Genomic DNA, 25,976 nt, shown 5'->3' on the forward strand with positions numbered 1-25,976 from the left:
GACGGCGACGGGCGGCGCCGGGCGGACGACCCGGGGTGCAGGGGCATGGCGCTCGGGGGTCACACGCACGCCGTGCAACCGTACGCGACGCTACGCAGCGCCGCGCCGCGCCGCGCCGCGCCGCGCGAGACCCCCGCGCAGGCGGAGACGCGCGTTCGTCGCCGTGGCGCGCTTTGTACGCCCCTCCGGGTGGGATACCATAGTCGACCCACTGTGTTCTTCGAGCAGCTCGAGCTCCCCCTCGGAGGGCTCTATCCCCAGACCGAGCCCACGCGCATCCCACGGACCCGGCGCGTCTTCGTCAACCGCAACCTCAAGCTGGCGGGGATCGACTGGGTCGGCTTCGACATGGACTACACCCTGGCGATCTACAACCAGACCGAGATGGACAACCTCTCGATCCAGGGGACCGTCACGAAGCTCGCCGCGCGAGGCTACCCCGAGGAGCTCCTGCGGCGGCTCCGCTATCCGATCCACTTCCCGATCCGCGGCTTGCTGATCGACAAGCGCTTCGGCCACGTGCTCAAGATGGACCGGTTCAAGGTGGTCCAGCGCGGGTACCACGGCCTCCGTGAGCTCACGAAGGACGAGCTCCGGTCGCTCTACCAGCACCGCAAGATCCGGCCGAACACCGCCCGCTACCACTGGATCGACACGCTCTACGCGCTGAGCGAGGCCACGCTCTACGCCGGCATCGTCGACGCCCTCGAGGAGCGCGGCGTCGCGCTCGACTACGCGCGGCTGTTCACCGACATCCGCGAGTGCATCGACGAGGCGCACCGGGACGGCACCATCCTCGACGTCGTCCTGTCCGACCTGCCGCGCTTCGTCGAGCGCGACCCGAACCTGGCGCAGACGCTCCACAAGTTCCGCTCGGCGGGCAAGAAGCTCTTCTTGCTCACGAACTCGCGCTGGCCGTTCACCGAGAAGATGATGACGTACCTGCTCGGGGACGCGATGCCGGAGTACCCGAGCTTCCGGCACTACTTCGACGTCATCGTCGTCGCCGCGCAGAAGCCGGCGTTCTTCCAGGAGCGCCGCCCGCTCCTCATCCGCGACGGCGCCGAGCCCCGCCCCGCCACGGCCCCGCTCGAGCGCGGCGCCATCTACGAGGGCGGCAACCTCAACGACTTCGAGAAGTTCCTGAACATCTCCGGCGACCGGGTCCTCTACGTCGGCGATCACATCTACGGCGACATCCTCCGCTCCAAGAAGGAGAGCGCGTGGCGCACGGCGATGATCATCCAGGAGATGGAGGCGGAGGTCGCCGCCCACGAGTCGTGCCGCCGCGAGCACATGGAAAGCGCCCTGCTCGAGGGGCGCCGCGAGGAGCTCGAGGACCAGCTGCGCTTCTACCAGCAGCGCTACAAGGACCTCACCCGCAAGATCGAAGAGGAGCAGCAGAAGAAGAACGGCGCGACCAACGGGGGCGGAGCGACGCTGCTCGCGGAGGCGAACGGCGAGCACGTCCAGATCGACTACACGACGTCGTTCTACGAGGCCGAGCGGGGCCGCACCAAGCGCGCGGTCGAGCGCATCCGCGGCCAGCTCCGGGCCGTCGACGCGGAGGTCGGCAAGCTGGAGCGCGAGATCGCCCGCCGCTTCCACCCCTACTGGGGCTCGCTGCTCAAGGAGGCGAACGAGACGTCCAGCTTCGGCGATCAGGTCGAGGAGTACGCCTGCATCTACACGTCGCGCGTCTCGAACCTGCTCGCCTACTCGCCGCTGCAGTACTACCGGAGCCCGCGCGACCTGATGCCGCACGAGCTCTGATCGCCGAGGCCTCCGCGCCGGTGCGCGGGCGCCGCATGAGGAGATCGCCATGAGCATCGCCCGCCCCCGCCCGCTGTTCGTCGCGCTCGTCGCCCCCGCCCTCTTCGTCGCCGGCTCCGCCGGCTGCGGCAAGCGGGCCTGCTTTCACTGGACCGAGCTCGAAGGGGCGTGCCCGTCGAGCGGCGAGGCGCGCGTGTTCTTCGAGAACCCCGGCTGCGTGAGCTCCATCGAGTCCATCGACAGCGATGGGGATTTCGACGGCGAGCTCTGCTGTTACGACGTCAGCACGGTCGACACCGGCGACGAGGAGTGCACGACGGTGCAGGGGCCGATGTCCGGCAGCGCCGGCGGCGGACGCCCCCCCATCCCCAAGTAGCCTGGGGGCGCGGCGCGCGGCCTGCGTGCGCGCCTGCGCCGCGTCACTTGCAGCAGCGGAAGCCGGTCGAGTAGTCGTGGTACCCGCGCGAGTGCGCGGTGGTCTTGTACTCGCAGCCGTCGCCGTGCTTGGCGCTGTCGAGGTAGTAGCCGCCGCGGAAGGTGCCGCGCGGCGCGCTCGTCCACTCGTGCAGGTTGCCCACCATGTCGTGGACGCCGAAGCTGCTCTTGCAGCGGCGGAACGCGCCCGAGGACGCCAGCGTGCCCGGGAGCTGGTTCAGGCGGGCGTCGTTCATGTTGGCCCACGTGAACGCCGACTGCGGGGCCTCGCCCCCCTGGCCGAAGTAGCGGTTGAACGACGAGACGCCGCTGTCGTTGCAGGCGCCGCGCTCCCGCTCGCGTCCGTAAGGGAACACCGTGGCGCGCTTGCCCCTGCACGCGGTGACCCACTCGTCGTCCGTGCAGAGCCGCTTGCCGGCGTTCTGGCAGGCCGCCTCGGCCTGATCCCGGCTGATGTACGCCTGCGGCTTCACGCCGCGCCGGCTCACCGCCTTCACGTTCAGCTTGCCGACCGGCTCGAACGGCGAGTGCCGGCGCTTCCCGCCGCCGGAGAGCAGCTCGACGGTGCTCGCCTCGAAGCGATCGATGCAGAACGTCCCACGCACCGAGGCCATCCCCGCGGGGCACGCGGCGCGCGCGGCGGCGGCAGTCCGGGGGCTCGGTAGCCCGAGGACCGCGAGGCCGAGCGCCGCGACGCCCGCGGCGAAGACCGGCGAGCGCGCGAGGGACAGGGCGGGCCGGCGCGCGAGGGGGTGAGACGGCAAAGGGGGTCGCATCGCGGAGAGGCCCAGGCCCGGGGCGAGCTCCTGGCCATAGCCGATCCCCGGCGCGGCGGGCAAATCGCCGCAGCTGGCGGAGGCGGGCCCGGACGCGCGCGCTGCTGGCGCTGGACGACCGGGCGATTTCGGTCACGCTGGCGCTCCCATGACAGCCACCGTCCCGCCCGCCGCCGGCGCCACGGCCGCGGGCTCGCGCGGCGACCTCCCCGCGCCCGCGGGCTCGCCCGGCGATCTTCCCACGGCCCTGCTCCGGAGCTCCCCCGCCGACTTCATCGTCGAGGAGCTCCCCGCTTACGCTCCGAGCGGCCGCGGCGAGCACGTGTTCGTGACCTTCCGCAAGACGGGGCGCACCACGCTCGACGCGGTCCGGGCCATCGCGCTCGCGCTCGGGGCCGACCCGGGCGGCGCCGGCTTCGCCGGCATGAAGGACCGGCACGCGATCACCACGCAGACCGCATCGTTCCAGCTCCCCCTCGCGCAGGATCCGGCGCCCCTGCTCGAGAAGGCCGAGCTGCCCGGGATCGAGGTCCTCGCCGTCGCCCGGCACGACAACAAGCTCAAGCCGGGGCACCTCCTCGGCAACCGGTTCCGGATCGCGCTCCGGGGCATCGCTCCCGCGGCGCTCCCGCTCACCGAGCGCCGCCTCGCCGAGATCGGCCGCGCCGGCGTGCCGAACGCGTTCGGGCCCCAGCGGTTCGGAAGGAACGGCGACAACCCCGAGCGCGCGCTGGCGTGGATCGCGGGCCGGGAGCGCGGGCCCCGCGACAAGCGCGAGCAGCGGCTGCTCTTCTCGGCGCTCCAGTCGCTCTGGTTCAACGAGGTGCTCGCGCGCCGCGAGGCGGACGGCACCTGGAGCGCCGTGCTCCCCGGCGATCTCGCCAAGAAGCGCGACAGCGGCGGGCTGTTCCTCGTGCCGCTCGAGGGCCCGGAGCTCGCGGACGCCGAGGCGCGCGCCGCCGCGCTCGCGATCTCGGCGACGGGCCCGATGTTCGGCCGGAAGATGCGCTGGCCCGAGGGCGCCCCGGGCGCGCTGGAGCGCGAGGTGCTCACCGCGGCGATCGGCGACCCTCGCAGGCTCGACGCGTTCGCCCACGCCGGAGAAGGCACGCGGCGCCCGCTGCGCCTGGAGGTGGACGGCCTCGAGGTATCCACCTTGGAGGCGGCCGCCGGGGAGGCGGCGGTGAGCGCCGCCACGCCAGGAGCAGCGGACGATCCGGATGTACGGCACGGAATCGTCGTCTCGTTTGTGCTACCGAAGGGCGGCTACGCGACGACCGTCCTTGGGCGAGTCTTCCAGCTCGTCGACGCCTCCGCCCCCCGGCCCTCCATCGGCAGGCCGGGGGCGGGCAGCGCCCCTCCTCCGGAGGGGGACGAAGTCGAGGAAGGGCAGCCCGCCGTCGACCCGTAGAGGCTCTTCGAAGCGCGGCTCCCCCCCACCCCCCATCGGAAAGGCACCAAGGAACAAGATGAACCTCGTCGAGTGGCTGCAGCGCATCATGGTCGGATTCGGGGCCGCCTGGGTCATGTGGTTGATGATCGCCCTCAGCGTCGTCTCGGTCGCCATCATCCTGGAGCGCGCCTGGTTCTTCTGGTCGCTCCGCGACGATCTCACCGTCCTCGCGCGGGACCTCAAGACGTCCCTCGACGACTCGATCGAGGCGGCGCGGCGGCGGATGGACGCCTCGCCCTCGGCCGAGGCGGCGGTCGTCGCGGCCGGCCTCGCGGTGGCGCACCAGGGGCCCGATGCGGCCGAGGAGGCCATGGCCGGCGCCGCGGCGCTCCAGCGCATGAAGCTCGAGCGGCGCCTCGCCTACCTGGGCACGCTCGGCAACAACGCGCCGTTCATCGGGCTGTTCGGCACCGTCATCGGCGTCGTCGGCGCCTTCGACGCGCTCGGCCAGGCGGCGAAGACGCCGGTGGCGCAGGCCACGTCGCAGGCCATGGCGCCGCAGGCGGTCATGTCGAGCATCGCCGAGGCGCTCGTCGCGACCGCGGTCGGCCTCGCGGTCGCCATCCCGGCGGTCGCCGCGAACAACTTCTTCCAGCGCATGATCAAGTCGACGCTCGCCAACACCGAGGCGCTGACGCGCGTCCTGCTCGCGCACCTCAAGATCGATCCGGCGTTCGCCGGTGCCGCGCCCGCCGCCGCCGTCGAGCAGCCGCGCGGCAAGGCCGCGAGGGCGGCGCGGCAGGACGAGCACAAAAAGGGCGGCGCGGGCGAGGAGGAGCGCTGATGGCCGCCACGAGCCGCAACGACGATGACGAGATGATCAGCGGCATCAACGTCACGCCGCTCGTCGACATCACCCTCGTCCTCCTCATCATCTTCATGGTGACGGCGAAGATCATCGTCTCGCAGTCGCTCCCCCTCGACCTGCCGAAGGCGGCGCAGGGGCAGGAGGTGCAGCTCATCTTCGGGCTCGAGCTGCACGCGAACGGCGACACGCTCGCCGACGGCAAGAAGCTCGCGAGCGAGGACGCCATCCTGCCGATCGCGCGCGAGGCCCAGGCGAAGAACCCGGAGCTCCGCGCCGTGATCCGCGCCGACACGACGGTCCCGCACGGCCGGGTGATCCGCGCGCTCGATCTGCTGAAGCAGGCCGGCGTCTCCAAGATCGCGTTCGGCGTGACGCCGATCGCGCCCGAGGCCGGCGCGGCCCCGGGTGCGGCGCCGGGTTCCCCCGCCGCGCCTCCCCCGGCAGCCCCCGCGCCCGCAACCCCGAGCCCCGCGCCGTGAGCGCGCCGAGCGAGACCTTATGAGCCAGGTCACGAGCGATCGCGCCGCGGGGGCGGTCCACGACGGGCGCCGCCGAGGCAAGCGCAGCGGCGCCGAGCCCGGGGGCGCCCTCGAGCCCTCGACCCCTCCAGCCTCGCCGGCGCCTTCCCGCGCCGGCGATCGCCGGCGCGGCGCGGATCCGCTCGCCGCGGTGCTCGCCCTCGGCGACCGCGCGTCGCGCGTGGGCGCCGTTCTCGGGGTCACGCTGGCGGTCACGAGCCACGGCGCGGCCTCAGCCCGGGCCATCGTCTCGGGGTCGCTGCGCGACATGCGGCACGTGGTCGAGGAGATGCGCACAGGCATCCACGACTACCTCTGGGCGATCTACGAGGTCGACATCCCGCCGCCGAAGGTCGAGGCGCCCAAGCCGCCGGAGCCCGAGCCGCCGCCGCCGGCGCCTGAGCCCGAGCCCGTCCCCAAGGTCGCGCCGCCTCCCCAGGCGAACACCCCGCCGCCCAAGGACGACCCGTACGATCCACCCCCGGCCGCCGCCGAGGCCTCGAAGGTCCTGACGAAAGAGCCGGATCCGGACGAGGTCCTCGACATGACCGATCAGGGGATCGCGAGCGGCGAGGGGCAGGGCGTCGGCTACGGCCAGGTGGCCGGCGCGGGCACGGCGAAGACCCCCACGTTCAACCCGAACGCGAAGGTCGGAGGCGTCGTCGGCGGCAAGGGCACGGGCGACCCCGTCCCGCCCCCGCCCCCCGCCGGGCCGGACCGCTCCGCGCCACCCGGGCTGATCGGCAGCAGCAACTGGAACTGTCCTTTCCCTCCGGAGGCCGACGTCGACCAGATCGACCAGGCGAAGGTCGTCCTCATGGTCACGGTGCGCCCCGACGGCAGCCCGCTCTCGGTCAAGGTCGTCAGTGATCCTGGACACGGCTTCGGTCGCTCCGCGCGCATGTGCGCGCTCGGCCGTCGCTACAACCCCGGCAAAGATCGCTCGGGCGCCTCGATCGCCGCCACGACGCCGCCCATCACGGTGACGTTTACGCGCTAGCTCCTCGCCGCGAGCTCCCTTTAAATTCGCTCCGCGCCCTTCGCCTCGGTTATCCTCGTCGGCGGCTTGTGATCGTCCCCGAACGGATCGAGCAGCTCTCGAAGGTCCCTCTCTTCAAGGGCCTCACCCCGGCCGCGCTGGAGCTCATCTCGCGCGTCGCGAGCGAAGAGACGCACGCCCTCGGCACCAAGATCTTTCAGCACGGGGATCCGGGCGACAAGCTCTACATCCTGCTCGAAGGCAAGGTGCGGATCAGCCGAGAGATCGCCGGGATCGGCGAGGAGGCGCTCGCGGTGCTCGGCCCGGGCGCCGTGTTCGGCGAGATGGCGCTGCTCGACGAGGCCCCCCGCTCCGCCGACGCGCGCGTCCACGAGCGCTGCCGGTTGCTCACCGTGTCGAAGGACGCGTTCGAGGACCTGCTCTTCCTGCACAAGGAGCTCGCGTACGAGGTCCTCTGGAACGTCGTCCGGATGCTCGTCCAGCGGCTCCGCGAGACGAACAACAAGCTCACGTTCCTCTCCGTCTCAGGCAAATTCGAGTAGAGTGCCGGCCAGATCGCCCGGCGACCGTGGGAGCGCGCCAGCGCGGCGCGGCCTGCCGCACGGGGGGCGGCCGTTCGGCTCGAACTCAACGTTCCTTGGAGGACTATGGCAGCCAGAATGAAGCACGCAGCGCTCGCCCTCGCGCTCTGGATGGGCGCCTTCGCAGGAGCCTGTGGCTCCAGCACGCCGCCGCCCGAGACGGCGGCCGACAAGAACGACTTCGACGGCGAGTCGAGCCCGGACGAGGGCAAGGCGACCGCCGACGCCGAGGGCGCGAAGCCGGCGAAGCCGGAGAAGGCCGCGGAGGCGCACGAGCACGAGGAGGAGCACGAGGCTCCCGCCAAGTCGACGCCGCTCCAGGCGACCAAGTTCGAGGCAGATCTCAAGAAGATCGGGATCAACCTCAAGAAGATCCCCGAGCTCGAGAAGCTCCCGGCGGGGCAGAAGAAGAAGGTGATGCCGCTGCTCCAGAAGGCGCTCGGCTACGACACCTGCGAGGGCTGCCACGTCGAGGGCGACTTCAAGAAAGAGACGCGGGACATGAAGATCGCCCGCGAGATGTGGCGCAACTTCGTGGTGCCGCTCCGCAGCGAGAGCGGCGGAACCCTCTTCTGCGACAGCTGCCACGCCGGGAACGAGCACGTCCTGAACCGCAAGGACAAGAAGGCCCTGCAGGCGTTCATGGAGGAGGAGTACCAAAACAAGGTCGCCCGGGCGAACAAGGAGGACATGGAGTGCGGCACATGTCACGGCGACGCCATGGAGACCAAGATCATCGAGAAACTCTGGAACATCCCGAAATGACGGGAGCCGCCTGGACGACGCGCGAGGCGCTCGTCCAGCAGCGGGTCAGGACGGAATCCGGCGAAGCCTCCTCGCCGTCCCCGTCGGACGTTCGTTAGCCGTCTTACCTTTCAGCAGGAGCGGCCTCGAGGCCTGCCTGCGCTCCGATCTCGCACCAGCGTCCACTTCCAGCCTGCGCCGGCGCTCGGCCGCCTCATCATCGACGACAGATCGCCATGACGGTGGGTCATGCACCGTTTTCGTACTAGATAGGCGGCATGTGCGGTGTGTTCGGAATCTTTGGCCACCCCGAGGCGGCCAACATGGCCTACCTCGGGTTGCACGCGCTCCAGCATCGAGGGCAGGAATCCGCGGGGATCGTCAGCAGCGACGGGGAGCGCCTCTTCGGCCACCGCGCCATGGGGCGGGTGCAGTCCGGCTTCTCTCCGACCGATCTCGCGACGCTGCCCGGCGATCGCGCCATCGGCCACGTCCGCTACTCCACCGCGGGCGGCTCGCACCTCAAGAACGCGCAGCCGCTCGGGGTCGACTACGCGCGCGGCTCGCTGGCGGTCGCGCACAACGGCAACCTCACGAACCATGAGGCCCTGCGCGATCGGCTGGAGGCGCGCGGCTCGATCTACCAGACCGCGAGCGACACCGAGTCGATCGTCCACCTCATCGCGATGAGCAAGAAGGAAGAGCTGCGCGACCGCATCGCGGAGGCGCTCACGCAGGTGGAGGGCGCGTACTCCCTGCTCTTCCTGACCGAGCGCGAGCTCATCGCCGTGCGCGATCCGCGCGCGATCCGGCCGCTCTGCCTGGGCGAGATGGCGAGCGGGAGCGGCGTCACCCACGTGGTCGCGAGCGAGTCGACGGCGTTCGACCTCATCGGCGCGCGCAAGGTGCGCGACATCGCGCCGGGCGAGATGCTGATCGTCAGCGCCGACGGCGTGCGCTCCGAGTTCCCCTTCGCGCAGGAGCCGCGCAAGCTCTGCATCTTCGAGCACGTCTACTTCGCCCGGCCCGACTCGACCATCCAGGGCGTGAGCGTCTACGAGGTCCGCAAGGCCTTCGGCCGGCGCCTCGCCGCCGAGCAGCCGATCGAGCCCGGCGACGATCTCGTCGTGATCCCCGTGCCCGACTCGGGCGTGCCGGCGGCGATCGGCTTCGCCGACCGCGCGCGCGCCCCCTTCGAGATGGGGCTCATCCGCAGCCACTACGTCGGCCGCACGTTCATCGAGCCGCAGCAGTCGATCCGGCACTTCGGCGTCCGGCTCAAGCTCAACCCGAACCGGGCGGTGATCGAGGGCAAGCGGGTCGTCGTCATCGACGACTCGATCGTCCGCGGGACGACGAGCCGGAAGATCGTCAAGATGATCCGCGACGCCGGCGCGCGCGAGGTGCACGTCCGCATCTCGAGCCCGCCCACGCGATGGCCCTGCTACTACGGGATCGACACGCCCACGCGGTCGGAGCTCATCGCCTCGAGCCACTCGGTGGACGAGATCTCCAGCTACCTGACGGCCGACAGCGTCGGGTACCTGTCGCTGGAGGGCCTGGTCGAGAGCGTGCGCTCTCTCGAGGCGCGCGCCGCGGACGCCTCGGGCGCGCGGCCGTCGGCGGAGAGCTACTGCCACGCGTGCTTCTCCGGGAGCTACCCGATCGCCTTCACGCCGGCCGCGCCGAACCGGCAGCTACGGATGGTGAGCGGTTGACGCTGCCCCGCTCCGGCGCCGAGGGTCCTCCGATGGCCGAGGGGACCGCCGATCACGAGAGCGCGGATCGCTCCGCCGCCTCGGCGCCGCTCTTCGCCCGCGTCGCCGACGAGGTCTCGATCTACGAGGTGAGCCCGCGGGACGGGCTCCAGAACGAGGCGGCGATGATCCCGATCGAGGGCAAGCGGCGGCTCATCGCGGCGCTCGTCGGCGCCGGTCTCCGCAGGATCGAGATCACGAGCTTCGTCTCGCCGAAGTGGGTGCCGCAGCTCGCCGACGCCGAGGAGCTCGCGCGGACGCTCCCGGCGGAGCGGGGCGTGACCTTCAGCGCCCTGTGCCCGAACGCGCGCGGCCTCGAGCGCGCGCTGGCGGTGGGCCTGCGCGAGATCGCCGTCTTCCTGAGCGCGAGCGAGGCGCACAACCGCGCCAACATCAACAAATCGATCGACGACACGCTGTCGGTGTTCTCGGAGATCGTCCCTCCGGCGCGCGAGGCGGGCCTCGCCGTGCGCGCCTACGTCTCGACCGTGTGGGGCTGCCCGTACGAGGGCGACGTCGACCCTGCCCGGGTCGTGCGCATCGCTGAGCGGCTCATCGACCTCGGCTGCTACCAGGTCTCCCTCGGCGACACGATCGGCGTGGGCACCCCGCGGCAGACGCACGACATCGTCCGCCGCTTCCTCGACGCGATGCCGCCCGAGCGGTTCGCGCTGCACCTGCACGACACGCGCGGCACGGCGCTCGCGAACATCCTGGTCGGCCTGGAGCTCGGGGTGCGCGACTTCGACGCGTCGGTGGCGGGCGTCGGCGGCTGCCCCTACGCGCCGGGCGCGGCGGGCAACATGGCGACGGAGGACCTCGTGTTCATGCTCCACGGGATGGGCGTCCGGACCGGCGTCGATCTCGACAAGGTGATCGAGGCGGGGAACGTCGCCGAGCAGGTCATCGGCCGCCCGCTCCCGGGCAAGGTCCACCGCGCCGGCCCGTTCCGGCTGCGCCGCCAGCCGACCCGGGACTGAGCGGGGACCAGCGGGGCGCCGGGCCGTCGCCGACCGACGCGCCGCGCCCGGACCGCGAGGCCGCCGTCAGTCGCCCGCGATGCACCCGAGGCGCGTGAAGAAGACGTGGTGCTCGCCGCCCTCGCGATCGTCGCGGAAGAGGATGCCCACGTCGCCCTCCGGCCCGAACGTCGCGACCGGGCCGATGCTGTCGCGGGGCGCGAAGGTGAGCCGCTGCTCCGCGCTGATCGGCGCGAGATCCGCGTTGACCGTGACCGCGTAGAGCTCGTAGCCGTCGTTCTGATCGCGGTCGTCCGAGTAGATCGCGAGCAGCCGATCGCCGAGCGGGCGCAGGAACGGGTACCTGGAGCGGAAGGGCCCAGGGTCCGAGATGGGCGTGGGCGGCGTGAGGAGCTCGCCGTCCTCCGAGACCGCCGCCGCGTAGATGGCCTTGAGGCTCGCCGACTTGTCGAACCACGCGATGACGTAGCGATCGCGGTTCCAGACCACCGTCGGATAGACCGCGTCGGTCTCGCCGGTCGTCAGCGTGACGACCTCCGAGCGCGGATCGAGCTCGGCGGTGAACGTCCGGAACTGGATGAAGTGCGTGGCCGCGTCGCCCGTGGACCACGCGACCCCGATGCCGCCCTGGCCGGCCGCCGCGGAGGGCGCCTCGTTGCCGAAGCCGTTCGACGCCTCCGTGAGCTGGACGTTGTCGCCGATCGGGTTGCCGTCGATGTCGATGCGCTGCGCGAACAGATCGAAGAGGCCGTTGCGCTCGTCCTGCCAGACGGGGATGAACTCCGCGTCGTTCCAGGTGAGCGTCACGTTGACGGAGAAGCCGGGCGCCTTCGAGAGCCGCCGATCGCCGCCCTCCACCTTCTGGCCGTCCTCGTCGAGGAGGGAGAAGTACACCTCGTAGTCGCCGTCGCGCCGGTCCTGCCAGGCGGCGCCGTACCGATCGCCGACCCACACGATCGGCCCGCCGGAGGCGTCGCCGTTCTTCGGCGTGATGACCTCCTCGCCCGGCGCGAGCGGCTGCCCGTCGACGCTGATCATCGAGCGGTACACGTTGAAGCCCTGCGTGGTCCCGGTGTAGAGCGACGCGTACGACGCCCCGCTCCAGGCGAGCCCGCCAGAGCCGGCCGGCGCGATGTCGCCCGAGATGCGGGTCGCGTCGGTGTCGAGCGGCACGAAGCGCGCCCCGTTGTCGACCGTGCCGTCGCAGTCGTTGTCGACGCCGTCGCAGATCTCGATCCCCCCAGGGAAGGCCGCGGCGCTCGCGTCGTCGCAGTCGTCGCCGCACGCGAGCGGCTCGCCAGGGATCGTGCCGGGCAGCGCCGCGCGGAAGCCGTCGCCGTCGATGTCGAGCGTCGACGGCCCGTAGACGCACGCTCCGGTCGCGCTCTCGCACGTGTCCTTGGTGCAGGGATCGCTGTCGTCACACTCGACCGGCTCCAGCGCGACGCACTCCCCGCCGCGCCGCGGGGCCGCGCCCTCGGGCGAGGGCGCCGCGCCGCCGTCGGGCTGCCCCGCCTGGAAGAGCTGGCAGAACACAGGCTTGCAGAGATCCTCGATGCCGGGACAGTCGGCGTCGACCTCGCACTCCGGCGCGGGCGGCGGGATGTTCAGCCCCGTCCGCGCCCCGCACCCTCCCGAGAGCGACCCGCCGCCAAGAACCGTCCCGAGGAGGGCCGCCGCCAGCGCCGCCTTCCGGCGCGCGCGCCGACCCAGGGCGTACGTCGTCACAGACATCCGCCCATCCCCGCGACGTCGATCGGCTCGCACACGAACCCCGGATCGCAGCTGTCGTCGCCGCTGAGCGCGCAGAGCTCGACGCACTGGGTGCCCGAGCCGGTCACCACGCAGGCGAACCCGGCGCCGCACTGGCTGCCGCCGCTGCACGGATCGCCCTGTCGGCCTGGACCGGCCGGCGCGCAGTACGCGCCGTAGATCTCCTGCCCGCACGGCTCGTCCGGATACTGCACGTAGATGAAGCACCCCTCTCCCGGGGCGCAAAAGTCGCTCGACTGATCGTACGGATCGCACGCGAAATCGGTGATCGGCGGCCCGGTGTCGGGACAGCCGGGGTCTTCGTACTCTTCGAGCGGATCCCTCCCCGGGTCCGAGCCGCCGCCCCCGCCGGTCGGGACGGGCGGAGCGCCGGCTTCGCCGCCGCCTCCGCCGTCTGCGGACGGATCGTCCACGATGACTGTCTGGCCGCAACCGACAGCGAGACCGAGCCCAGGGAGCGGTACGCAGAGGAGTGTCAGGAGGAGCGAGGAGCACCGTCGCATGTCGCCATGCTATCGATTCCTCGCGCGCCCGCCATGCATTTGGCAGCGATGGCAGTGTCCTGACGCCACGACGAGCGGTGGATCGTTTCCCCCAGGCTGCAATCCCACTTGCCTGTTGGCCGGCGCTCTGATGTATCTCTCAACAATGCACACGCGCGACCTGCTCACCATCGCACTCCTCGCAGCTCCCCCTCTGGCGCTCGCCCCCCTCATGGCGTGCGGCGGCGATGACGAGACGGGAGGCGGTGGAGCGAGCTCCTCCAGCACCACCTCGAGCAGCTCCGGCGAAGGCGGCGGCGGCGGTGAGGCCGGCGGCGGCGGTGAAGGCGGCGCTGGCGGCGCGGGCGGCGCGGGCGGTGGAGACGGCGGCGGCGGCGGCGTGGTCCCCGGTGAGCCCGCCGGCCACCTGCTGATCTCGGAGGTCGCCGTCAGACCTGGAGCGGGCGAGTTCATCGAGATCTGGAACCCGACCGAGGCCGAGATCGACCTCACCAACTACTACCTTTCGGACAACAGCGTTTATTATGCCATCACCACGGGTACCGCCTTCGCGCCGACAGGCAGCGCAGGGACGGACTTCCTCGTCCAGTTCCCCCCCGGGACCATGATCGCGGCGGGCGCGCGCCTCGTGCTGGCGAGCGATGACGGCTTCGAGCTCGAGTACCAGCGGTGCGCCGACTTCGCCCTGGACGAGACGCCCATCCCCTGCGAGGGGGCGGACGTGCCGCCCATGATCGCGCCCACGAACGGCGCCCTCGGGGCGCAATCCGGCGCGCTGCTCACCGACGGCGCAGAGATGGTGATCCTCTTCGAGTGGGACGGCACGGAGCGCAGCCCGCTCAAGGACGTCGATTACGTCATCTGGGGCGAGGAGCTGGGGAACTCGGCGATCGTGTACAAGACTGGCAAGACCGGTTATGCCGATGACACCGCGCGCGGCAGCCAGCGGCCTGCCGCGGCCGCCGGCAGCGGGTCGAGCATGGTCCGCTGTAGCGATCTCGAGTTCGGGGAGCTCTTGACCGAAGGCAACGGCATCAGCGGGCACGACGAGACGAGCGAGTGGCTCGACATCAGCTTCACCGTGGCGTCCACGCCGACGCCCGGCGAAGAGAACGACTGCCCGTGAGCGCGCCCGCTCCGAGCTCGGCTCCTCGCCGCGCGGCGGCGGGAGCCAGGGCGCGGAGCGGGGCGCCTCGAACCGATCACTGCCGGGTGATCGTCACCTTCTTGATGACCGGCGGGGTGACCGGGCGTTCGCCCTTGACCTCGACGCCGGCCAGCTTGTGGACGAGCTCCTCGGGCCCGCACTCACCGAAGATGGTGTAGCCGTTGTCGAGGTGGAACGCCGCCGCGTCGGTGATGAAGAACTGCGCGGAGTTCGTGTTCTTGCCGCGGTTCGCCATGCACAGGAGCCCTGCGCGATCGTGGCTCCCGTCCTCCCAGACCTCGTCGGGGATGACGTAACCGGCCTCACCGGTGCCGTTCTTCTTCGCGTCCCCGCCCTGGATCATGAATCCCTTGATGATGCGGTGGAAGATGGTCCCGTCGTAAGCGGGCTTCTTCTCCCATGTCCCCTCCGGCGTCTTCCAGGGCCTGATCCCTCGCGCCAGGCCGACGAAATTGGCGACGGTGATGGGCGCCTTGTCGTCCAGCAGCTTGCAGGACAGCGTGCCGAGATCGGTCTCGATCGACGCGGTCAACGCCTTGCCCGGCGGGAGCCCCTTGGTGGCGTCGTCGAGCGTCCACTTGCCCTTGACCGGGTCGTCCTCGCTGGGCTTGACCTCGGCGACCGGCTTCGCTGTGACCTTGCGCTTCTGCGGCTGAGGGCGCTCCTTCTCTGCCGTCTCCGCCTTGCCTCCGGCCAGCCCCGTCGACGCGGGCGTGGTCTTCGGCTTCGGCGCTTCTTCGGCCGTGGGCTCCGGGGTCTTCGAACATCCCGCGAGGGCCGAGAGCGTGGCGAGGGTGGCGATGGACTGAATGGCGAGGGTTCGAGCGTTCATCGTGCGACGATTTCCCGCGTCGCGGTCCAGCGGTCAAGGACGAGCGTCGCCGTGGTAGGAAGCGGCATGAGCTCGCGCTGCGCCCTGGCGACCCGTCCGTTCACGTCCACCACGTCCGCCTCGCTGGCCGTTCCCGCCGCGCTCGCCTCGCTCGTTCCCGCCCTGGGCGCGCTGCTGCTCGGGATCGCCCTTGGCGCGTGCGAGCGCCGCGTCGACGAGCCGCTCCCGCTCACGCCCAGCAGCAACGTGGGCGACGTTGCGCCTTCCCCCTCGACCGGGACGCCGCCCGCCTCGACCGTGGAGCGGGACGCCGGCCGCTGCATCCAGCCGACGCCGTCGACGCCGGAGCGGCCGTCTCCGAAGCTCACGGGCCCGGATCCGGCGTGCCCCGAGGACCCGACCGGCCCCTTCCAGCTCGCGACCGGCAAGGTGACCTTCCTCGAGGCCAAGGCCCCCGATGTCACCGTCGAGATCGCCAGGCGAGAGCAAGAGCGCGCCCGCGGCCTCATGTACAGGACGAGCATGGCGGAGAACCGCGGGATGATCTTCGTCTTCCAGCAGCGGAACAATCACTCGTTCTGGATGCACAACACGTGCATCCCGCTCGACATGCTGTTCATCGACAGCGACGGTACGATCGTCGGTATCGAGGAGAACACCCCGACGCTCAACGACTCGACCTTCGACGTCGGATGTCCATCGACGTACGTCCTCGAGCTGAACGCCGGCTGGGCGCGGCGCCACGGCGTCGTCGCGGGCCAGAAGGTGCGGCTCGAGGGGATCTGACGCGCGCCCGAGCGGCGGCTCCTCGGCCGGAGCGTCGTTTCATATCCTCGTGAACAAACCGAGCTGGCGCGGGGGAGCCGACGGCCCGAGCGACGAGCGCGCCGCGCCGGGCGGAGGGGCCGGCGGCGCCGCCGCGTCGAGGACGAGCGGCCCCCGAGGCGGCGCGGCGACGAGGCGCGTGCGCCGGCCGACGAGCGCGTCACGGGCGGCGTCGAGCGCGAGCTCCGGGCGGTTGTTGACCTCGGAGAGGTGCATCAGCGCGACCGTGTGCGTGCCGCCAGGCAGCGCCGCGAGCAGCTCGCACGCCTGCGCGTTCGACAGGTGGCCCCGCGCCGAGCGGATCCTGCGCTTGAGGTGCTGCGGGTACGGGCCGGCCTCGAGCAACCCCGCGTCGTAGTTCGACTCGAGCATCACCACATCGCAGCCGGCGACGTGCTCCAGGAGCCCCGTAGGGACCTCGCCGAGATCCGTCACGAGCGCGGCCCGCCGCGCGCCGTCGTCGACGACGAGCGCGACCTGCGCCGCGTCGTGCGGCAGCGGCCTCGGCGAGAAGGTGAGCGCGCCCACCGCGAACGGCTCGCGCGACGAGAAGCCCCGGACGCGCTCTGGATCGCCGAGCTCCGCCGCGCGCACGGTCGCCTCCGAGGCGTAGATCGGGATCTTGTGCTTCTTGTTGTACCTGGCAGCCACGCCGACGTGGTCGGCGTGCGCGTGCGTGATGACGATCGCGTCGGGCAGGAGCCTGCCGTCCGCGCCGCCCGCGGCCGCCGCCGAGATGCACTGCTCGAGCACCCGCGGCCCGACGCCCGCGTCCACGAGGACCCGCGTGCCGCGGGAAGCGAACAGCGTGGCGTTGCCTCCGCTCCCGCTCGCGATGATGGTGATCTTCATACCGGGCTCCGGGACCGGACTACAGGCGGCTCTGTGACCCGTAGCGCAGGCGAGGGCTCGGCTGCAAGCGCGCCGAGCCGCGCGAAGCGCTCGCGACGGCGCTCGAACGACGCTACAGGGATCTCACTTCGTGGCGCCCTCCCCTCGCCCCGCTTCCGCCTCTTCCCCCGACACCGACGCGGAGGTGCCGCTCGCCGCGCCGCGCGCCACCGGCGAGGACGGTGCGCCGCGCGCCCCCGGCGAGGACGGTGCGCCGCTCGCCCCTGGCGAGAGCGGCGGAGCGCCGCGAGGCGCGCGCGGCAAGCGGCGCCGCCGCGCCCTGATCGCGGCGCTCGTGGTCGTCGCCGTCGTTGCGGCCGCCATAGCCGCGCTCGTCGTGCTCGGTCCTCCCGCGCTCCGCCGGCGCATCATCGCCGAGGCCCGCGCGCGCGGCGTCGCGCTCGATCCCGGGAAGATCGACGTCGATCTCCGCTCGATCCGCCTGCGCGACGGCCGCTTCTCCCTCCTCGGGGTGCGCGGGATCTCGGGCACGGTCGCGCGCGCCACCATCGAGCTGCGCGGGCTCTCGCCCGCGCGGATCGCGATGGAAGGCGTCGAGCTCACCCTCGTGGGGACCGACGCCCTGGAGGATCTGCCGGCGTGGGTCGCGCAGTACGGCCCGCGCGCGGCGGCGCTGCCGCTCACCACGGGCCGCGTCCGCCTGGGTCTCCGGGATCACGAAGGCGGACCGGAGGTGCTCGCGCTGGCCGACGGCGCCCTCGAGCGGCGCGCGGCCGCTCCGGTCGAGGGCGCCGCCGCGCCGCCCGGCGCGCCGCGGCCGGAGCTCGGCGTCCTGAAGCAGGCTCGCGTGCTCGTCGCCGGCAAGGAGATCGCGCGCACCGACATCGCCTGGTCCATCGGCGCAGCGTCGATCTCCCTGGGCGTCGGCGGCGAGGACCTCGTCTCCGCGCCGCTCAGGGCCGAGCTCCGGCCGCGCCCCTCGCCGAGCGCCTCGATCGAGCTCGCGCCGACGCCGCTCTCCGCCGTGGGCGCGCTCCTCGGCGTCGACGTCGGCGCCTCGACGATGGTCGTCGCCGGAACGCTCGAGCTGCGGCTCGCGGATGGGGCGGACCGGACCGCCCTGTCCAAGGCGCCGCTCGAAGGGCCGATCGCGCTCACGGTGAAGGGCTTCACCCTGCCCCACCCCAGGGAGCTCGACGGGCTCCTCTTCGGCAACACCACGACCGTCAAGGCGGACGCGCGCCTCTCCGCGGACCGCCAGCGCGTCGCGCTGAGCGGCGTCGAGGTCGCCGCCGGCGCGCTGAAGCTCAAAGGAACGGGCACCGTCGAGCGCAACGGCGCGGACGCCGCGATCGCGATGGATCTGTCTGGATCCATCCCATGCTCGCTCCTGGCTGGCTCTGCCGCGATGTCGCACCTGACCGGCGCCGTGGGGCTGCTCGCGCGCGACCTGGTGAGCCGCGCGCTCGCGGGCTCGGTGGCGGTCCAGGTCCGCGTCGACGCGCGCGCGAGCCGGCTGACCGCCGCGCGTGTCACGCCGAGCGCGATCCTCCGCTGTAAGCTCCGCTTCTAGCGGATCGCTCGGCCGCGCCAGGTCACGCAACCCGGAACCGAGAACCCGAATCCCGGGAGGAGAGATCGGTACGGCACCAACGAAGCGAATAATACGTGGAAGTTTCTCTTCCTGGCATTCAAGGTACCCCGGTCGCGGTTCAACGGTTGAACTGCTTTTTCCCGGCGCTGTCGCGTCCGAGCACCGCTGTCGCGCGTTGCCGCCCTTTGCGGGTGGACTCCGTCCGAGCGCCACGAGGATCGATGAGAGAGGAAGGCGGAGGACGAAGGTCGATGTCGAGGACGCTCTGACGCGATGAACCACGGCGCGGAGCACGGGGAGCGCAGCGCACCCTCGACGCGCGACGGCCGCTCTGACACGTTGTTCGATGAGGAGCCCGCAATGCGCTCTGGAGCTCTCCCCCTCGCCGGTCGGCTCACCTCGCTGCTGGGGCTCGTGGCGATCTTCAGCGCTGCCTGCGACGGCGGTCTCGGCGCCGGCGTGGACGAGACCCCGGGCGGTGGGGGCGCGGCGGCGGCATCGTCCTCGTCGGCCTCGTCGGCCTCCGTGACATCGGGCGGAGGCAGCGGCGCGGGAGACGGCGGGGGCCCTGGAGAAGGCGGCGTCGGGGGAGGCAGCGGCGGTACCGACGAGCAGGACTTCCCCCTCGACACGACGCCCCCGGCGCCCTGCCCGCCCGACATGGTGGAGGTCCAGGGATACTGCATCGATCGCTTCGAGGCGCCGAACGTGGAAGGCGCCCTGCCGCTCGTCATGGAGAGCGCCGTCTCGGCGCGCGCCTGGTGCGAGGAGCGCGAAAAGCGCCTCTGCACCGAGGACGAGTGGGACACGGCGTGCCAGGGCCCCGAGGTGTCCGTCTATCCGTACGGGAACACCCACGAAGCGGAGCGCTGCAACGACAACAAGACGTGGAGAGCGCCCGACGAGGGCGCGCTCGGCTCCTGGCCTTCCGACGAGGCGCTGGCCGAGGTCCAGGCGCTGTACCAGGCCGAGCCGAGCGGCGCGCGACCCGGGTGCGCGAGCGCGTTCGGCGTCCACGACATGACGGGGAACGTCGAGGAGTGGGTGGTGCGCACCCGATACCACGTCAACGAGTATCCTCACGTCCTCAAGGGCTGTTACTGGTCCGGCTGCTTCGGCGGCGCGAAGCCGCGGTGCGGCTCCACGAACCCGGCGCACGGGGACGGGTTCCGCTACTACGAGACCGGCTTCCGGTGCTGCCGTGACGTCGAGTGAGCGAGCCGGCGGCGACGATCCGGCCCACACGGGCGCGGCGCGCAGCGGGCGTTCGGCGCGACCGCAGGCGGCGCGCAGCGGGTGACGGACTCGATCCCGCGCCGAGGCCTCGCGACAGGCGTCCTGAACGAACCGCTTCCCCTCGGTTCGGCCGCACGCTAGGGCACCGTGAACGGTGCTGACCTTACCGAGAGAGCCTCGCCCCAGCCTTGACCTCGTGAAGGACGCGCTCGCGGCGTTCGCGCTCAAGGGCCGCGGGCGCGCCCGCCCGGACGATCTCGACGCGCGCGACCCGGCGTTCATCGCCCGGGTGCTCCCGCTGCTCGGCCTCCTCTACGACGACTACTTCCGCTGCGAGACAGAGCTCGAAGAGCAGCTGCCCGACGGCCCCTTCCTCGCCGTGAGCAACCACAACGCGATGACGGGAATGCCCGATATGTACTGCCACATGACGGCGTTCTGGCGCCTTTATGGGCCCTCGCGGCTGTCCTACGGGCTGATGCACGATCTCCCGTTCAACGTCCCGAAGGCCGGCGCCTGGCTCAACGCCTGCGGCGCCATCGCCGCGAGCCCGGAGAACGGGCGGCGAGCGCTCGCCCGCGGCGCGGCGGTCCTGGTCTTCCCCGGCGGCGATCTCGACGCGTGCAAGCCCACCTCGGCGCAGTACACGATCCGCTTCGGCCGGCGCCGCGGCTTCGTCCGGCTCGCCATCCGCGAGGGCGTGCCGATCGTGCCGATCGTGAGCGTGGGGGCGCACCAATCCCTCTACATCGCCACGGATGGGAGCAGGCTGGCCAGGTGGCTCCGCCTCCCCGAGCTCGCGCGCTCGAACGTCGCGCCGCTCGGCCTCGCCTTGCCGTGGGGGCTCATCGTCGGCATCCCGATCCCCCATGTGCCCCTGCCGGTGAAGATCCACACGAGGGTGCTCCGCCCGCTGCACCTCGGGCTCCCGAGAGAGGCCGCGAGCGACCCGGACGAGGTCGAGCGCGCATTCGCGCGGATCGTCGCGCGCATGGAGGCCGGGCTGGACGAACTCCGCGCGGCGGGCAGGCACGGTCTCTTCCCCCGGGGTTGATGGGCCGCGTGGTTGATGGGTCGCGTGGTGGATGGGCCGCGCGATTGACGAGCGAACCGCAGGAGAATGGCGGCGCGGTGGCGTGCGGTGGCGTGCGGTGACGTCCGGAGCGCGCCCATGGCCCGAGCGGGCGGCGCGCGGCGCGCCAAAACCAGCGGGCGCGCGACAAAGGGCGCTGGGCCTCGCGCGGCGCTCGGAAAACCGAGTCCGTTCATGTAGGCTTGAACGCCAGCCGTGACCCCCGACCGCACCGCGCAGCTCCTCGCACCGCTGGCCCAGCCGGGAGAGCTCATCGCAGCCAAGTACCGCGTCGAGCGGGTCGTGGCCATCGGCGGAATGGGCGTCGTGCTGGCGGCGCGCAACGAGGATCTCGACCAGAAGGTCGCCATCAAGATCCTGCGCCAGGACGCCCTCGCGAACCACGAGGCCGTCACCCGCTTCCTGCGGGAGGCGCGGACGGCGGCGCGCCTGTCGGGCGAGCACGTCGCGCGCGTGTTCGACGTCGGCACCACCGAGACCGGCGTGCCCTTCATGGTGATGGAGTTCTTGACCGGGCTCGATCTCCAGCAGGTCATCGATACCCACGGTCCGCTGTCCATCCAGGACGCTGTCGACTACGTACTGCAGGCGCTCGAGGCCGTGGCCGAGGCGCACGCGGCCGGCGTCGTCCACCGGGACATCAAGCCTTCGAATCTGTTCCTCGCCGAGCACGCGGACGGCACACGGCACATCAAGGTCCTCGATTTCGGCATCTCGAAGGGGCAAGGCCTCGACTCACCCGCGGAGCCGGGGCTCACGTCGACGAAGCAGGTGATGGGCTCGCCCGGGTACATGTCGCCCGAGCAGATGATGGCGCCGAGGACCGTCGACGGGCGCGCCGACGTCTGGTCGTTCGGTGTGCTGCTCTACACGCTGGTGACGGGCGAGCCGCCCTTCCAGGGCGAGACGGTCGCCGCGGTGATGGCGAACATCCTGCACCAGCCGGTGCCGCGGCTCCGCGACAAGCGCAGCGACGCGCCGGCCACGCTGGAGCGGATCGTCTCGCGCTGCCTGGAGCGCGACGTGAGCGAGCGGTACGCCAACGTCGGCAAGCTCGCGCAGGCCCTCGAGCCGCTCGGGTCGAGCTTCGCGAAGCTCTCGACCTCGCGCATCCAGAGCGCGATCGGCGCGGCGTCGCCGGCCGGACAGACGTTGCTCAACTCGAGGGCGGCCGAGGACAGCGACAGGCTGTCCGGCGCGTCATGGTCGCACACGAGCAACCGGCGCCGCTCGCGGCGCAGGCTGCTCGTCGCCGCCGGCGTGGCCGCGTTGCTGACCGGCGCGGCCGGGGCGGGCGTGTGGCTGGTCGCGAGCGTGCGCGTGGCGTCGCAAGCGCCGAGCGCCGCCGTGTCCCACCAGCCCGAGCGCGCCGCGGTCGACGCGCCCGGGCCCGAGTCCCCCGCTGCAGCGCCGGGCGCTCCGGCCGCGACCGCCAGCGCCACGACCGAGGCGTCGAGCCCGGCGGCGCCGCCGGTCCCCGCGCCGAGCGCGGCTCCCACGGGCAGCGCGGCGGCCGACGCGCGCCCGAAGGCGGCCGCCTCCGGAGCGCCGCTCAAGGCAGGCCACCCGCCGAGACCGCCGAGGTCGACAAGCGAGGACGAGATGCTGAGGAGCCGCCATTGAGATCGTTACGAGCGCGACACGCGGGCGCATGGCTCGCGCTGCTCTGTGGGACCAGCCTGACCTCACCGCTCCTGGCGCAGCCGACCGCGGCGGACAAGGCGCTCGCCGAGGGGCTGTTCCAGGACGGCAAGAAGCTCATGGACGAGGGCAAGCTCCAGGAGGCCTGCCCGAAGCTCGCGGAGAGCCAGCGCGTGGACCCCACGGTCGGGACGCTGCTGAACCTGGCGGTCTGCCACGAGAAGGAGGGCAAGACGGCCAGCGCATGGGCCGAGTTCACGGAGGCGTCCTCGCTCGCGGCGAGCGCCGGGCAGCAGGATCGCGCCCAGTTCGCGGCCAAGCGCGCGTCCGAGCTGGAGGCCAAGCTGACGCGTCTCGTCCTGGACGCGGCGCAGGCGACGCAGGCGGCTCCTGCGATGACGATCACGCTGAACGGCAAGGAGCTGAGCGCCGCCGCGGCCACGGGCTCGGGCATCCCCGTGGATCCGGGCACGGCGACGATCGAGGCCAAGGCGCCGGGCAAGCAGCCCTGGTCGCAGCGGGTGACGCTCGACCCCGGGCCCAGCACGACGCGGGTGACCATCCCGCCGCTCGCGGACGTCGCCGTTCAGGAGGCGAAGGCGGCTCCCCCTGCCCCGCCGCCGGCCCGCCCGGAGGCCGCGAAGCCCGAGGCGACCGGCAACCCGATGCGCGCGCTCGGCTTCGTCGCCGGCGGCGTCGGGATCGCCGGGATCGGCGTGGGGGCGGTGTTCGGGGTGCTGACGATACAGAAAGCGGTGGATGTCGAGGAGGGGTGCAGCGGCAGCTTCCGCTGCAGCCGCGCGGACGTCGAGGCGAACGAGAGCGCCCGGACGACCGCGATGGTCTCCAACATCGCGCTCGGCGCCGGGCTGGTGTGCCTCGGGGCCGGCGTCGCGATGGTGCTGATGTCGCCTCGTTCGCCGGAGCAGGCTGCCACGGGCGAGCGCGTGTGGGTCGCGCCCAGCGTCGCCTCGGACGGGGGGCGCGTGGTGCTCGGAGGCCATTGGTGATGCGAAGCTCGAAGCGCTCTGCCGTGACGCTGGCCCTCGCCGCGCTCGCGCCGGGCCTCAACGGCTGCGCCGAGATCGCGGGGCTCGAGGATCGCCAGGTGATCCAGCTGATGACGATCGCCGAAAACCAGGCGGACCCTCGCGCCATCGCGCTCGACGAGGAGGCGATCTACTGGATCAACAGGGGGAATGACGGGAGTCAGGGGAGCTTCAAGGGCGGCGCGCTCCGGAGGCAGATCAAGGATGACTGGGCGGTCATCGATCTGCTCGGGCCTTCCAACGAGGTGCCCGACGCGCTCGCGCTGGACGCGACTCACGTCTACTGGTCGAGCACCGACGCCGCCTTCATCAAAGACGACTGCGACCCCGACGCGGGGGATACCCGAGACAAGCTGTTGAAGCTACCGAAAGCGGCGCCGATTCCCGCATCTGGCGGGGAGATGCTGTGGGGCAGCTGCGGCGCCGCAACCGGGATCGCGCCGAGCGCCGACAACGTCTACAGCGCCCGGCCGAACGCCAACCGCATCACCTCGGTGTCCAAGCAAGGCGGCAATCGAACGAATCTGACGGAGGGCGGCAAGCCGCGCTACATCGTGCTCGACGGCTCCCTCGTCTACTGGACCGATCCCGAGAACAAGACGCTCTCGGTCATCGATATCAGCGGTGATGCCCCCAAGAAGGACCTCTTCACGGAGCTCGAACCGCCGGGGCTGCTCGCGCTGGATGAGGCCAACCTCTACTGGCTCCACGGGAACAACGTCATGCGGTTTCCGCGGAGCGGAGCGGACGGAGACGCCGCAGTGCTCCTCCTCGACAAAGAGCTGCCGAGCGCTCCCGCCGGGATCGCGACGTACGGGGACCACCTCTACATCACCGTCCAGGAGGCAAAGAGCGTCTACCGGCTCCGGAAGGACGGCGCCGGCGGTCCGCAGGAGATCGCGGCGAATCAAGAGGGCCCGACGGGCATCGCCGCGGACGGGACGGGCGTCTACTGGACGAACTCCGGTTCGGGACAGATCGTCCGCTTCAACGACGAGTGACGCGCAGCCGCCAGCCTGGCGGCCGCCTCGCGTGGACCTCTGGCCCTCCTGGGCTCAATCGATCTGCAGGTGATAGTGGGGCGGCCGTGACTCCTCGAGCGCGAACACGCCCCCGACCTCGTCGACGCCCTCGAGGAAGGCGCGCTTCTCCGCGGGTGTCATGTCCCGGTTCCGGATGTCGACGGCGCCCTCCCGGAGGTGCGCCGAGATGAACACGCCGCGATCGATCTGGGCGCGGATCACCCGCTCGAGGGCGGCGATCATGGCCTCCGGCGGGTGCTCGGCCGAGCGCCCCTCCTCGTAGGCGCTCTTGATCTCGCGCGCCGCCGTCTTGTCCTTGTAGAGGCCGAGGACATCGGCGCCGTGCCGGAAGAGCTCGTGCATCGCCTCGGCCTGTCGCGCGGGATCCCGCGTGCCGCTCGTGACCACGAGCTCCTTTCCGGTTCGCCGGAAGTAGGCGGACGCGATCTCCGCGACCTTCTGCTCGACGGCGGGCGCGAGCTCGACGCCAGGCAGGACCACGTAGCGGAGCTCCTCGTCGGCCTCCGCCGGCGTCGCGCCGGGCGCCGGAGCGCGCGCGGGCGGCTCGGCGTCGGGGGGCTCGACCTCGTCGCTCTCCTGGACGTGCAGCGAGAGCACCCGGGCCGCGGGACCGTCGGGGACCCAGAAGCCGAACCACCCTACCTGCGCGCCGAGGGCGGGGGCCGTCGCAGGCGGGCGTGGCGTCCCGACAGGCTCGGGCGCCGGCGCGGCCCGGGAGACGCAGCCTCCCGCGGCGAGCGCGAGGGCCATGAGGGCGGCGCGGCGAGCGCCCAGGAGAGCGGAGGAGCGCGAGCACAACATGCGAGCCACGAGCGCCTCCTACTTCGTGATCGTGAACGAGGCGCGCGCGAGCTCCTTGCCCGCGGCGTCGCTGACCGTCACCGACCAGAGCCCCGCCGCGCGCGCCTTCCGCGTGGCAGCCCACGTACGGAAGCGCCGCTGCGCGCCGACCGCGAGGGGGATGCGCAGCGGCGGGCCGCCATCGGGCGGCGTGAAGACGACGCTGATCTCCGAGGTGGCCTGGTCCTTGTTCGAGAGCTCGACGAAGGCGTAGAGGCGGTCGATCTCCGCGCTCGCGAACGAGGTCGCCGGCTCGATCGGCTCGCGGCCGGCGATGCCCTTCGACACGACGAGCCGTATCACCTGGAGCTCGGGCGCCCGAGCGGCGCCCTCTCCCACGCCGCCCTGCGCAGCGCCCGCGGCGGTGCGCGCCTCCTGAGCCGACCCCGACCTGCGGCGACGCTCCCGACCCGGACCGCGGGCGGGCGACGCGTCCGCCGCGTCGAGGCGGTCTGCGTCGCTGCGGCCCTCGTCCGCGGCAGCGCCGCTCGCGGCGGCCCGGAGCGGCGCCGCCGCGTCCGGTCGCGCCTCGCCCGCCGCCGCCGCGCTCGCCTGCCCCTCGGACCCGCCGCCTGGCCTCCCCTCCGCCGCGCGGCTCAGCGCGGGGAGCTCCTCCCGGGAGATCCGCGCGATCGCCTCGCTCGGATCGCTGCAACCGAGCCCCGCCCCGCCGAGAACGGCGGCGGCGAGCGCCAGGACCAT

At 72.1% G+C, this 25,976-nt stretch carries 25 protein-coding genes; 18 read left to right on the top strand and 7 right to left on the bottom strand.

Annotated features, from left to right (window positions below):
• Positions 1-213 precede the first annotated feature (213 nt).
• A complete protein-coding gene (locus WMF46_RS23500; protein ID WP_437987639.1) occupies positions 214-1,773 on the top strand; it encodes an HAD-IG family 5'-nucleotidase in 1,560 nt (519 codons plus the stop codon).
• Positions 1,774-1,822: 49 nt separating this feature from the next.
• Complete coding sequence (locus tag WMF46_RS23505) at positions 1,823-2,149, top strand: hypothetical protein (RefSeq protein ID WP_437987640.1); 327 nt, start codon at positions 1,823-1,825, stop codon at positions 2,147-2,149.
• A 43-nt stretch (positions 2,150-2,192) separates the two neighbouring features.
• Here WMF46_RS23505 and WMF46_RS23510 read toward each other — a convergent pair whose 3' ends face one another.
• Positions 2,193-2,972: an SUMF1/EgtB/PvdO family nonheme iron enzyme gene (locus tag WMF46_RS23510; protein WP_437987641.1), complete on the bottom strand. Its 780-nt coding sequence runs from the start codon at positions 2,970-2,972 to the stop codon at positions 2,193-2,195.
• A gap of 160 nt (positions 2,973-3,132) precedes the next feature.
• On the opposite strand from WMF46_RS23510, the gene truD reads away from it, so the two are divergent.
• The 8 genes from truD to WMF46_RS23550 all read left to right on the top strand — a co-directional run bounded on the left by truD (position 3,133) and on the right by WMF46_RS23550 (position 10,825).
• Entirely contained in the window at positions 3,133-4,395 is a 1,263-nt protein-coding gene (truD, locus tag WMF46_RS23515) for a tRNA pseudouridine(13) synthase TruD (RefSeq protein WP_437987642.1), read from the top strand.
• A 58-nt stretch (positions 4,396-4,453) separates the two neighbouring features.
• Positions 4,454-5,221, top strand: coding sequence for a MotA/TolQ/ExbB proton channel family protein (locus WMF46_RS23520; RefSeq protein ID WP_437987643.1), 768 nt, complete (start codon positions 4,454-4,456; stop codon positions 5,219-5,221).
• Positions 5,221-5,724 (top strand): ExbD/TolR family protein, encoded by a 504-nt coding sequence (locus WMF46_RS23525; RefSeq protein ID WP_437987644.1) that lies wholly within the window; start codon positions 5,221-5,223, stop codon positions 5,722-5,724. The genes WMF46_RS23520 and WMF46_RS23525 overlap by 1 nt, the downstream gene beginning before the upstream one ends.
• Positions 5,725-5,743: 19 nt before the next feature.
• Positions 5,744-6,763 (top strand): energy transducer TonB, encoded by a 1,020-nt coding sequence (locus tag WMF46_RS23530; RefSeq protein WP_437987645.1) that lies wholly within the window; start codon positions 5,744-5,746, stop codon positions 6,761-6,763.
• A gap of 68 nt (positions 6,764-6,831) precedes the next feature.
• Positions 6,832-7,305: a cyclic nucleotide-binding domain-containing protein gene (locus WMF46_RS23535; protein ID WP_012236950.1), complete on the top strand. Its 474-nt coding sequence runs from the start codon at positions 6,832-6,834 to the stop codon at positions 7,303-7,305.
• A 117-nt stretch (positions 7,306-7,422) separates the two neighbouring features.
• Complete coding sequence (locus WMF46_RS23540) at positions 7,423-8,109, top strand: hypothetical protein (RefSeq protein ID WP_437987646.1); 687 nt, start codon at positions 7,423-7,425, stop codon at positions 8,107-8,109.
• A gap of 257 nt (positions 8,110-8,366) precedes the next feature.
• Positions 8,367-9,806: an amidophosphoribosyltransferase gene (gene purF, locus WMF46_RS23545; protein ID WP_437987647.1), complete on the top strand. Its 1,440-nt coding sequence runs from the start codon at positions 8,367-8,369 to the stop codon at positions 9,804-9,806.
• A gap of 32 nt (positions 9,807-9,838) precedes the next feature.
• Positions 9,839-10,825 carry a hydroxymethylglutaryl-CoA lyase gene (locus tag WMF46_RS23550; RefSeq protein WP_437987648.1) on the top strand — a complete coding sequence of 329 codons (987 nt, stop codon included), beginning with the start codon at positions 9,839-9,841 and terminating at the stop codon, positions 10,823-10,825.
• 66 nt (positions 10,826-10,891) lie between these two features.
• Here the strand turns inward: WMF46_RS23550 and WMF46_RS23555 are convergent, their stop codons facing one another.
• Together WMF46_RS23555 and WMF46_RS23560 are read right to left on the bottom strand one after the other, a co-directional pair.
• Positions 10,892-12,559 carry a putative metal-binding motif-containing protein gene (locus WMF46_RS23555; RefSeq protein ID WP_437987649.1) on the bottom strand — a complete coding sequence of 556 codons (1,668 nt, stop codon included), beginning with the start codon at positions 12,557-12,559 and terminating at the stop codon, positions 10,892-10,894.
• On the bottom strand, positions 12,550-13,101 hold the full coding sequence (locus WMF46_RS23560) for a hypothetical protein (RefSeq protein WP_437987650.1): 552 nt from the start codon (positions 13,099-13,101) through the stop codon (positions 12,550-12,552). Before WMF46_RS23560 ends, WMF46_RS23555 begins: the two co-directional genes overlap by 10 nt.
• A gap of 145 nt (positions 13,102-13,246) precedes the next feature.
• Between WMF46_RS23560 and WMF46_RS23565 the strand changes: the two genes are divergently transcribed.
• The gene (locus WMF46_RS23565; protein ID WP_437987651.1) at positions 13,247-14,227 is read left to right on the top strand and encodes a lamin tail domain-containing protein; all 981 of its coding nucleotides are present in this window, start codon (positions 13,247-13,249) and stop codon (positions 14,225-14,227) included.
• Positions 14,228-14,303: 76 nt separating this feature from the next.
• Here the strand turns inward: WMF46_RS23565 and WMF46_RS23570 are convergent, their stop codons facing one another.
• Entirely contained in the window at positions 14,304-15,101 is a 798-nt protein-coding gene (locus WMF46_RS23570; protein WP_437539435.1) for a peptidylprolyl isomerase, read from the bottom strand.
• A gap of 66 nt (positions 15,102-15,167) precedes the next feature.
• Here WMF46_RS23570 and WMF46_RS23575 point away from each other — a divergent pair, with 66 nt between their 5' ends.
• Positions 15,168-15,887, top strand: a complete 720-nt coding sequence (locus WMF46_RS23575; RefSeq protein ID WP_437987652.1) for a DUF192 domain-containing protein — start codon at positions 15,168-15,170, stop codon at positions 15,885-15,887.
• A gap of 39 nt (positions 15,888-15,926) precedes the next feature.
• Here WMF46_RS23575 and WMF46_RS23580 read toward each other — a convergent pair whose 3' ends face one another.
• Complete coding sequence (locus WMF46_RS23580; protein WP_437987653.1) at positions 15,927-16,778, bottom strand: MBL fold metallo-hydrolase; 852 nt, start codon at positions 16,776-16,778, stop codon at positions 15,927-15,929.
• A gap of 130 nt (positions 16,779-16,908) precedes the next feature.
• Here WMF46_RS23580 and WMF46_RS23585 point away from each other — a divergent pair, with 130 nt between their 5' ends.
• The 6 genes from WMF46_RS23585 (at position 16,909) to WMF46_RS23610 (ending at position 24,392) form a co-directional block, all read left to right on the top strand.
• Positions 16,909-18,351, top strand: a complete 1,443-nt coding sequence (locus WMF46_RS23585) for a hypothetical protein (protein WP_437987654.1) — start codon at positions 16,909-16,911, stop codon at positions 18,349-18,351.
• 381 nt (positions 18,352-18,732) lie between these two features.
• Positions 18,733-19,587 carry a formylglycine-generating enzyme family protein gene (locus WMF46_RS23590; protein ID WP_437987655.1) on the top strand — a complete coding sequence of 285 codons (855 nt, stop codon included), beginning with the start codon at positions 18,733-18,735 and terminating at the stop codon, positions 19,585-19,587.
• A 217-nt stretch (positions 19,588-19,804) separates the two neighbouring features.
• On the top strand, positions 19,805-20,662 hold the full coding sequence (locus tag WMF46_RS23595; RefSeq protein WP_437987656.1) for a 1-acyl-sn-glycerol-3-phosphate acyltransferase: 858 nt from the start codon (positions 19,805-19,807) through the stop codon (positions 20,660-20,662).
• Between the two features lie 234 nt (positions 20,663-20,896).
• Positions 20,897-22,324 (top strand): serine/threonine-protein kinase, encoded by a 1,428-nt coding sequence (locus WMF46_RS23600; protein WP_437987657.1) that lies wholly within the window; start codon positions 20,897-20,899, stop codon positions 22,322-22,324.
• Positions 22,321-23,352: a hypothetical protein gene (locus WMF46_RS23605; RefSeq protein ID WP_437987658.1), complete on the top strand. Its 1,032-nt coding sequence runs from the start codon at positions 22,321-22,323 to the stop codon at positions 23,350-23,352. Before WMF46_RS23600 ends, WMF46_RS23605 begins: the two co-directional genes overlap by 4 nt.
• A complete protein-coding gene (locus WMF46_RS23610; RefSeq protein WP_437987659.1) occupies positions 23,352-24,392 on the top strand; it encodes a hypothetical protein in 1,041 nt (346 codons plus the stop codon). Before WMF46_RS23605 ends, WMF46_RS23610 begins: the two co-directional genes overlap by 1 nt.
• A gap of 54 nt (positions 24,393-24,446) precedes the next feature.
• Here WMF46_RS23610 and WMF46_RS23615 read toward each other — a convergent pair whose 3' ends face one another.
• Both WMF46_RS23615 and WMF46_RS23620 read right to left on the bottom strand, forming a co-directional pair.
• A complete protein-coding gene (locus WMF46_RS23615; RefSeq protein ID WP_437987929.1) occupies positions 24,447-25,235 on the bottom strand; it encodes a hypothetical protein in 789 nt (262 codons plus the stop codon).
• 18 nt (positions 25,236-25,253) lie between these two features.
• A complete protein-coding gene (locus WMF46_RS23620; RefSeq protein ID WP_437987660.1) occupies positions 25,254-25,976 on the bottom strand; it encodes a DUF2914 domain-containing protein in 723 nt (240 codons plus the stop codon).

Origin of the sequence: Sorangium sp. So ce117 (assembly GCF_051524395.1) — a bacterium.
GTDB classification, from domain to species: domain Bacteria; phylum Myxococcota_A; class Polyangia; order Polyangiales; family Polyangiaceae; genus Sorangium; species Sorangium cellulosum_B.

Bases quoted from the DNA above. Each gene is read 5' to 3' on its own strand.
- WMF46_RS23505 (WP_437987640.1), top strand. From the start codon at position 1,823: ATGAGCATCGCCCGCCCCCGCCCGCTGTTCGTCGCGCTCGTCGCCCCC.
- truD (WP_437987642.1), top strand. From the start codon at position 3,133: ATGACAGCCACCGTCCCGCCCGCCGCCGGCGCCACGGCCGCGGGCTCG.
- WMF46_RS23520 (WP_437987643.1), top strand. From the start codon at position 4,454: ATGAACCTCGTCGAGTGGCTGCAGCGCATCATGGTCGGATTCGGGGCC.
- WMF46_RS23525 (WP_437987644.1), top strand. From the start codon at position 5,221: ATGGCCGCCACGAGCCGCAACGACGATGACGAGATGATCAGCGGCATC.
- WMF46_RS23530 (WP_437987645.1), top strand. From the start codon at position 5,744: ATGAGCCAGGTCACGAGCGATCGCGCCGCGGGGGCGGTCCACGACGGG.
- WMF46_RS23540 (WP_437987646.1), top strand. From the start codon at position 7,423: ATGAAGCACGCAGCGCTCGCCCTCGCGCTCTGGATGGGCGCCTTCGCA.
- purF (WP_437987647.1), top strand. From the start codon at position 8,367: ATGTGCGGTGTGTTCGGAATCTTTGGCCACCCCGAGGCGGCCAACATG.
- WMF46_RS23550 (WP_437987648.1), top strand. From the start codon at position 9,839: ATGGCCGAGGGGACCGCCGATCACGAGAGCGCGGATCGCTCCGCCGCC.
- WMF46_RS23555 (WP_437987649.1), bottom strand. From the start codon at position 12,559: ATGTCTGTGACGACGTACGCCCTGGGTCGGCGCGCGCGCCGGAAGGCG.
- WMF46_RS23560 (WP_437987650.1), bottom strand. From the start codon at position 13,101: ATGCGACGGTGCTCCTCGCTCCTCCTGACACTCCTCTGCGTACCGCTC.
- WMF46_RS23565 (WP_437987651.1), top strand. From the start codon at position 13,247: ATGCACACGCGCGACCTGCTCACCATCGCACTCCTCGCAGCTCCCCCT.
- WMF46_RS23570 (WP_437539435.1), bottom strand. From the start codon at position 15,101: ATGAACGCTCGAACCCTCGCCATTCAGTCCATCGCCACCCTCGCCACG.
- WMF46_RS23575 (WP_437987652.1), top strand. From the start codon at position 15,168: ATGAGCTCGCGCTGCGCCCTGGCGACCCGTCCGTTCACGTCCACCACG.
- WMF46_RS23580 (WP_437987653.1), bottom strand. From the start codon at position 16,778: ATGAAGATCACCATCATCGCGAGCGGGAGCGGAGGCAACGCCACGCTG.
- WMF46_RS23590 (WP_437987655.1), top strand. From the start codon at position 18,733: ATGCGCTCTGGAGCTCTCCCCCTCGCCGGTCGGCTCACCTCGCTGCTG.
- WMF46_RS23610 (WP_437987659.1), top strand. From the start codon at position 23,352: ATGCGAAGCTCGAAGCGCTCTGCCGTGACGCTGGCCCTCGCCGCGCTC.
- WMF46_RS23615 (WP_437987929.1), bottom strand. From the start codon at position 25,235: ATGTTGTGCTCGCGCTCCTCCGCTCTCCTGGGCGCTCGCCGCGCCGCC.
- WMF46_RS23620 (WP_437987660.1), bottom strand. From the start codon at position 25,976: ATGGTCCTGGCGCTCGCCGCCGCCGTTCTCGGCGGGGCGGGGCTCGGT.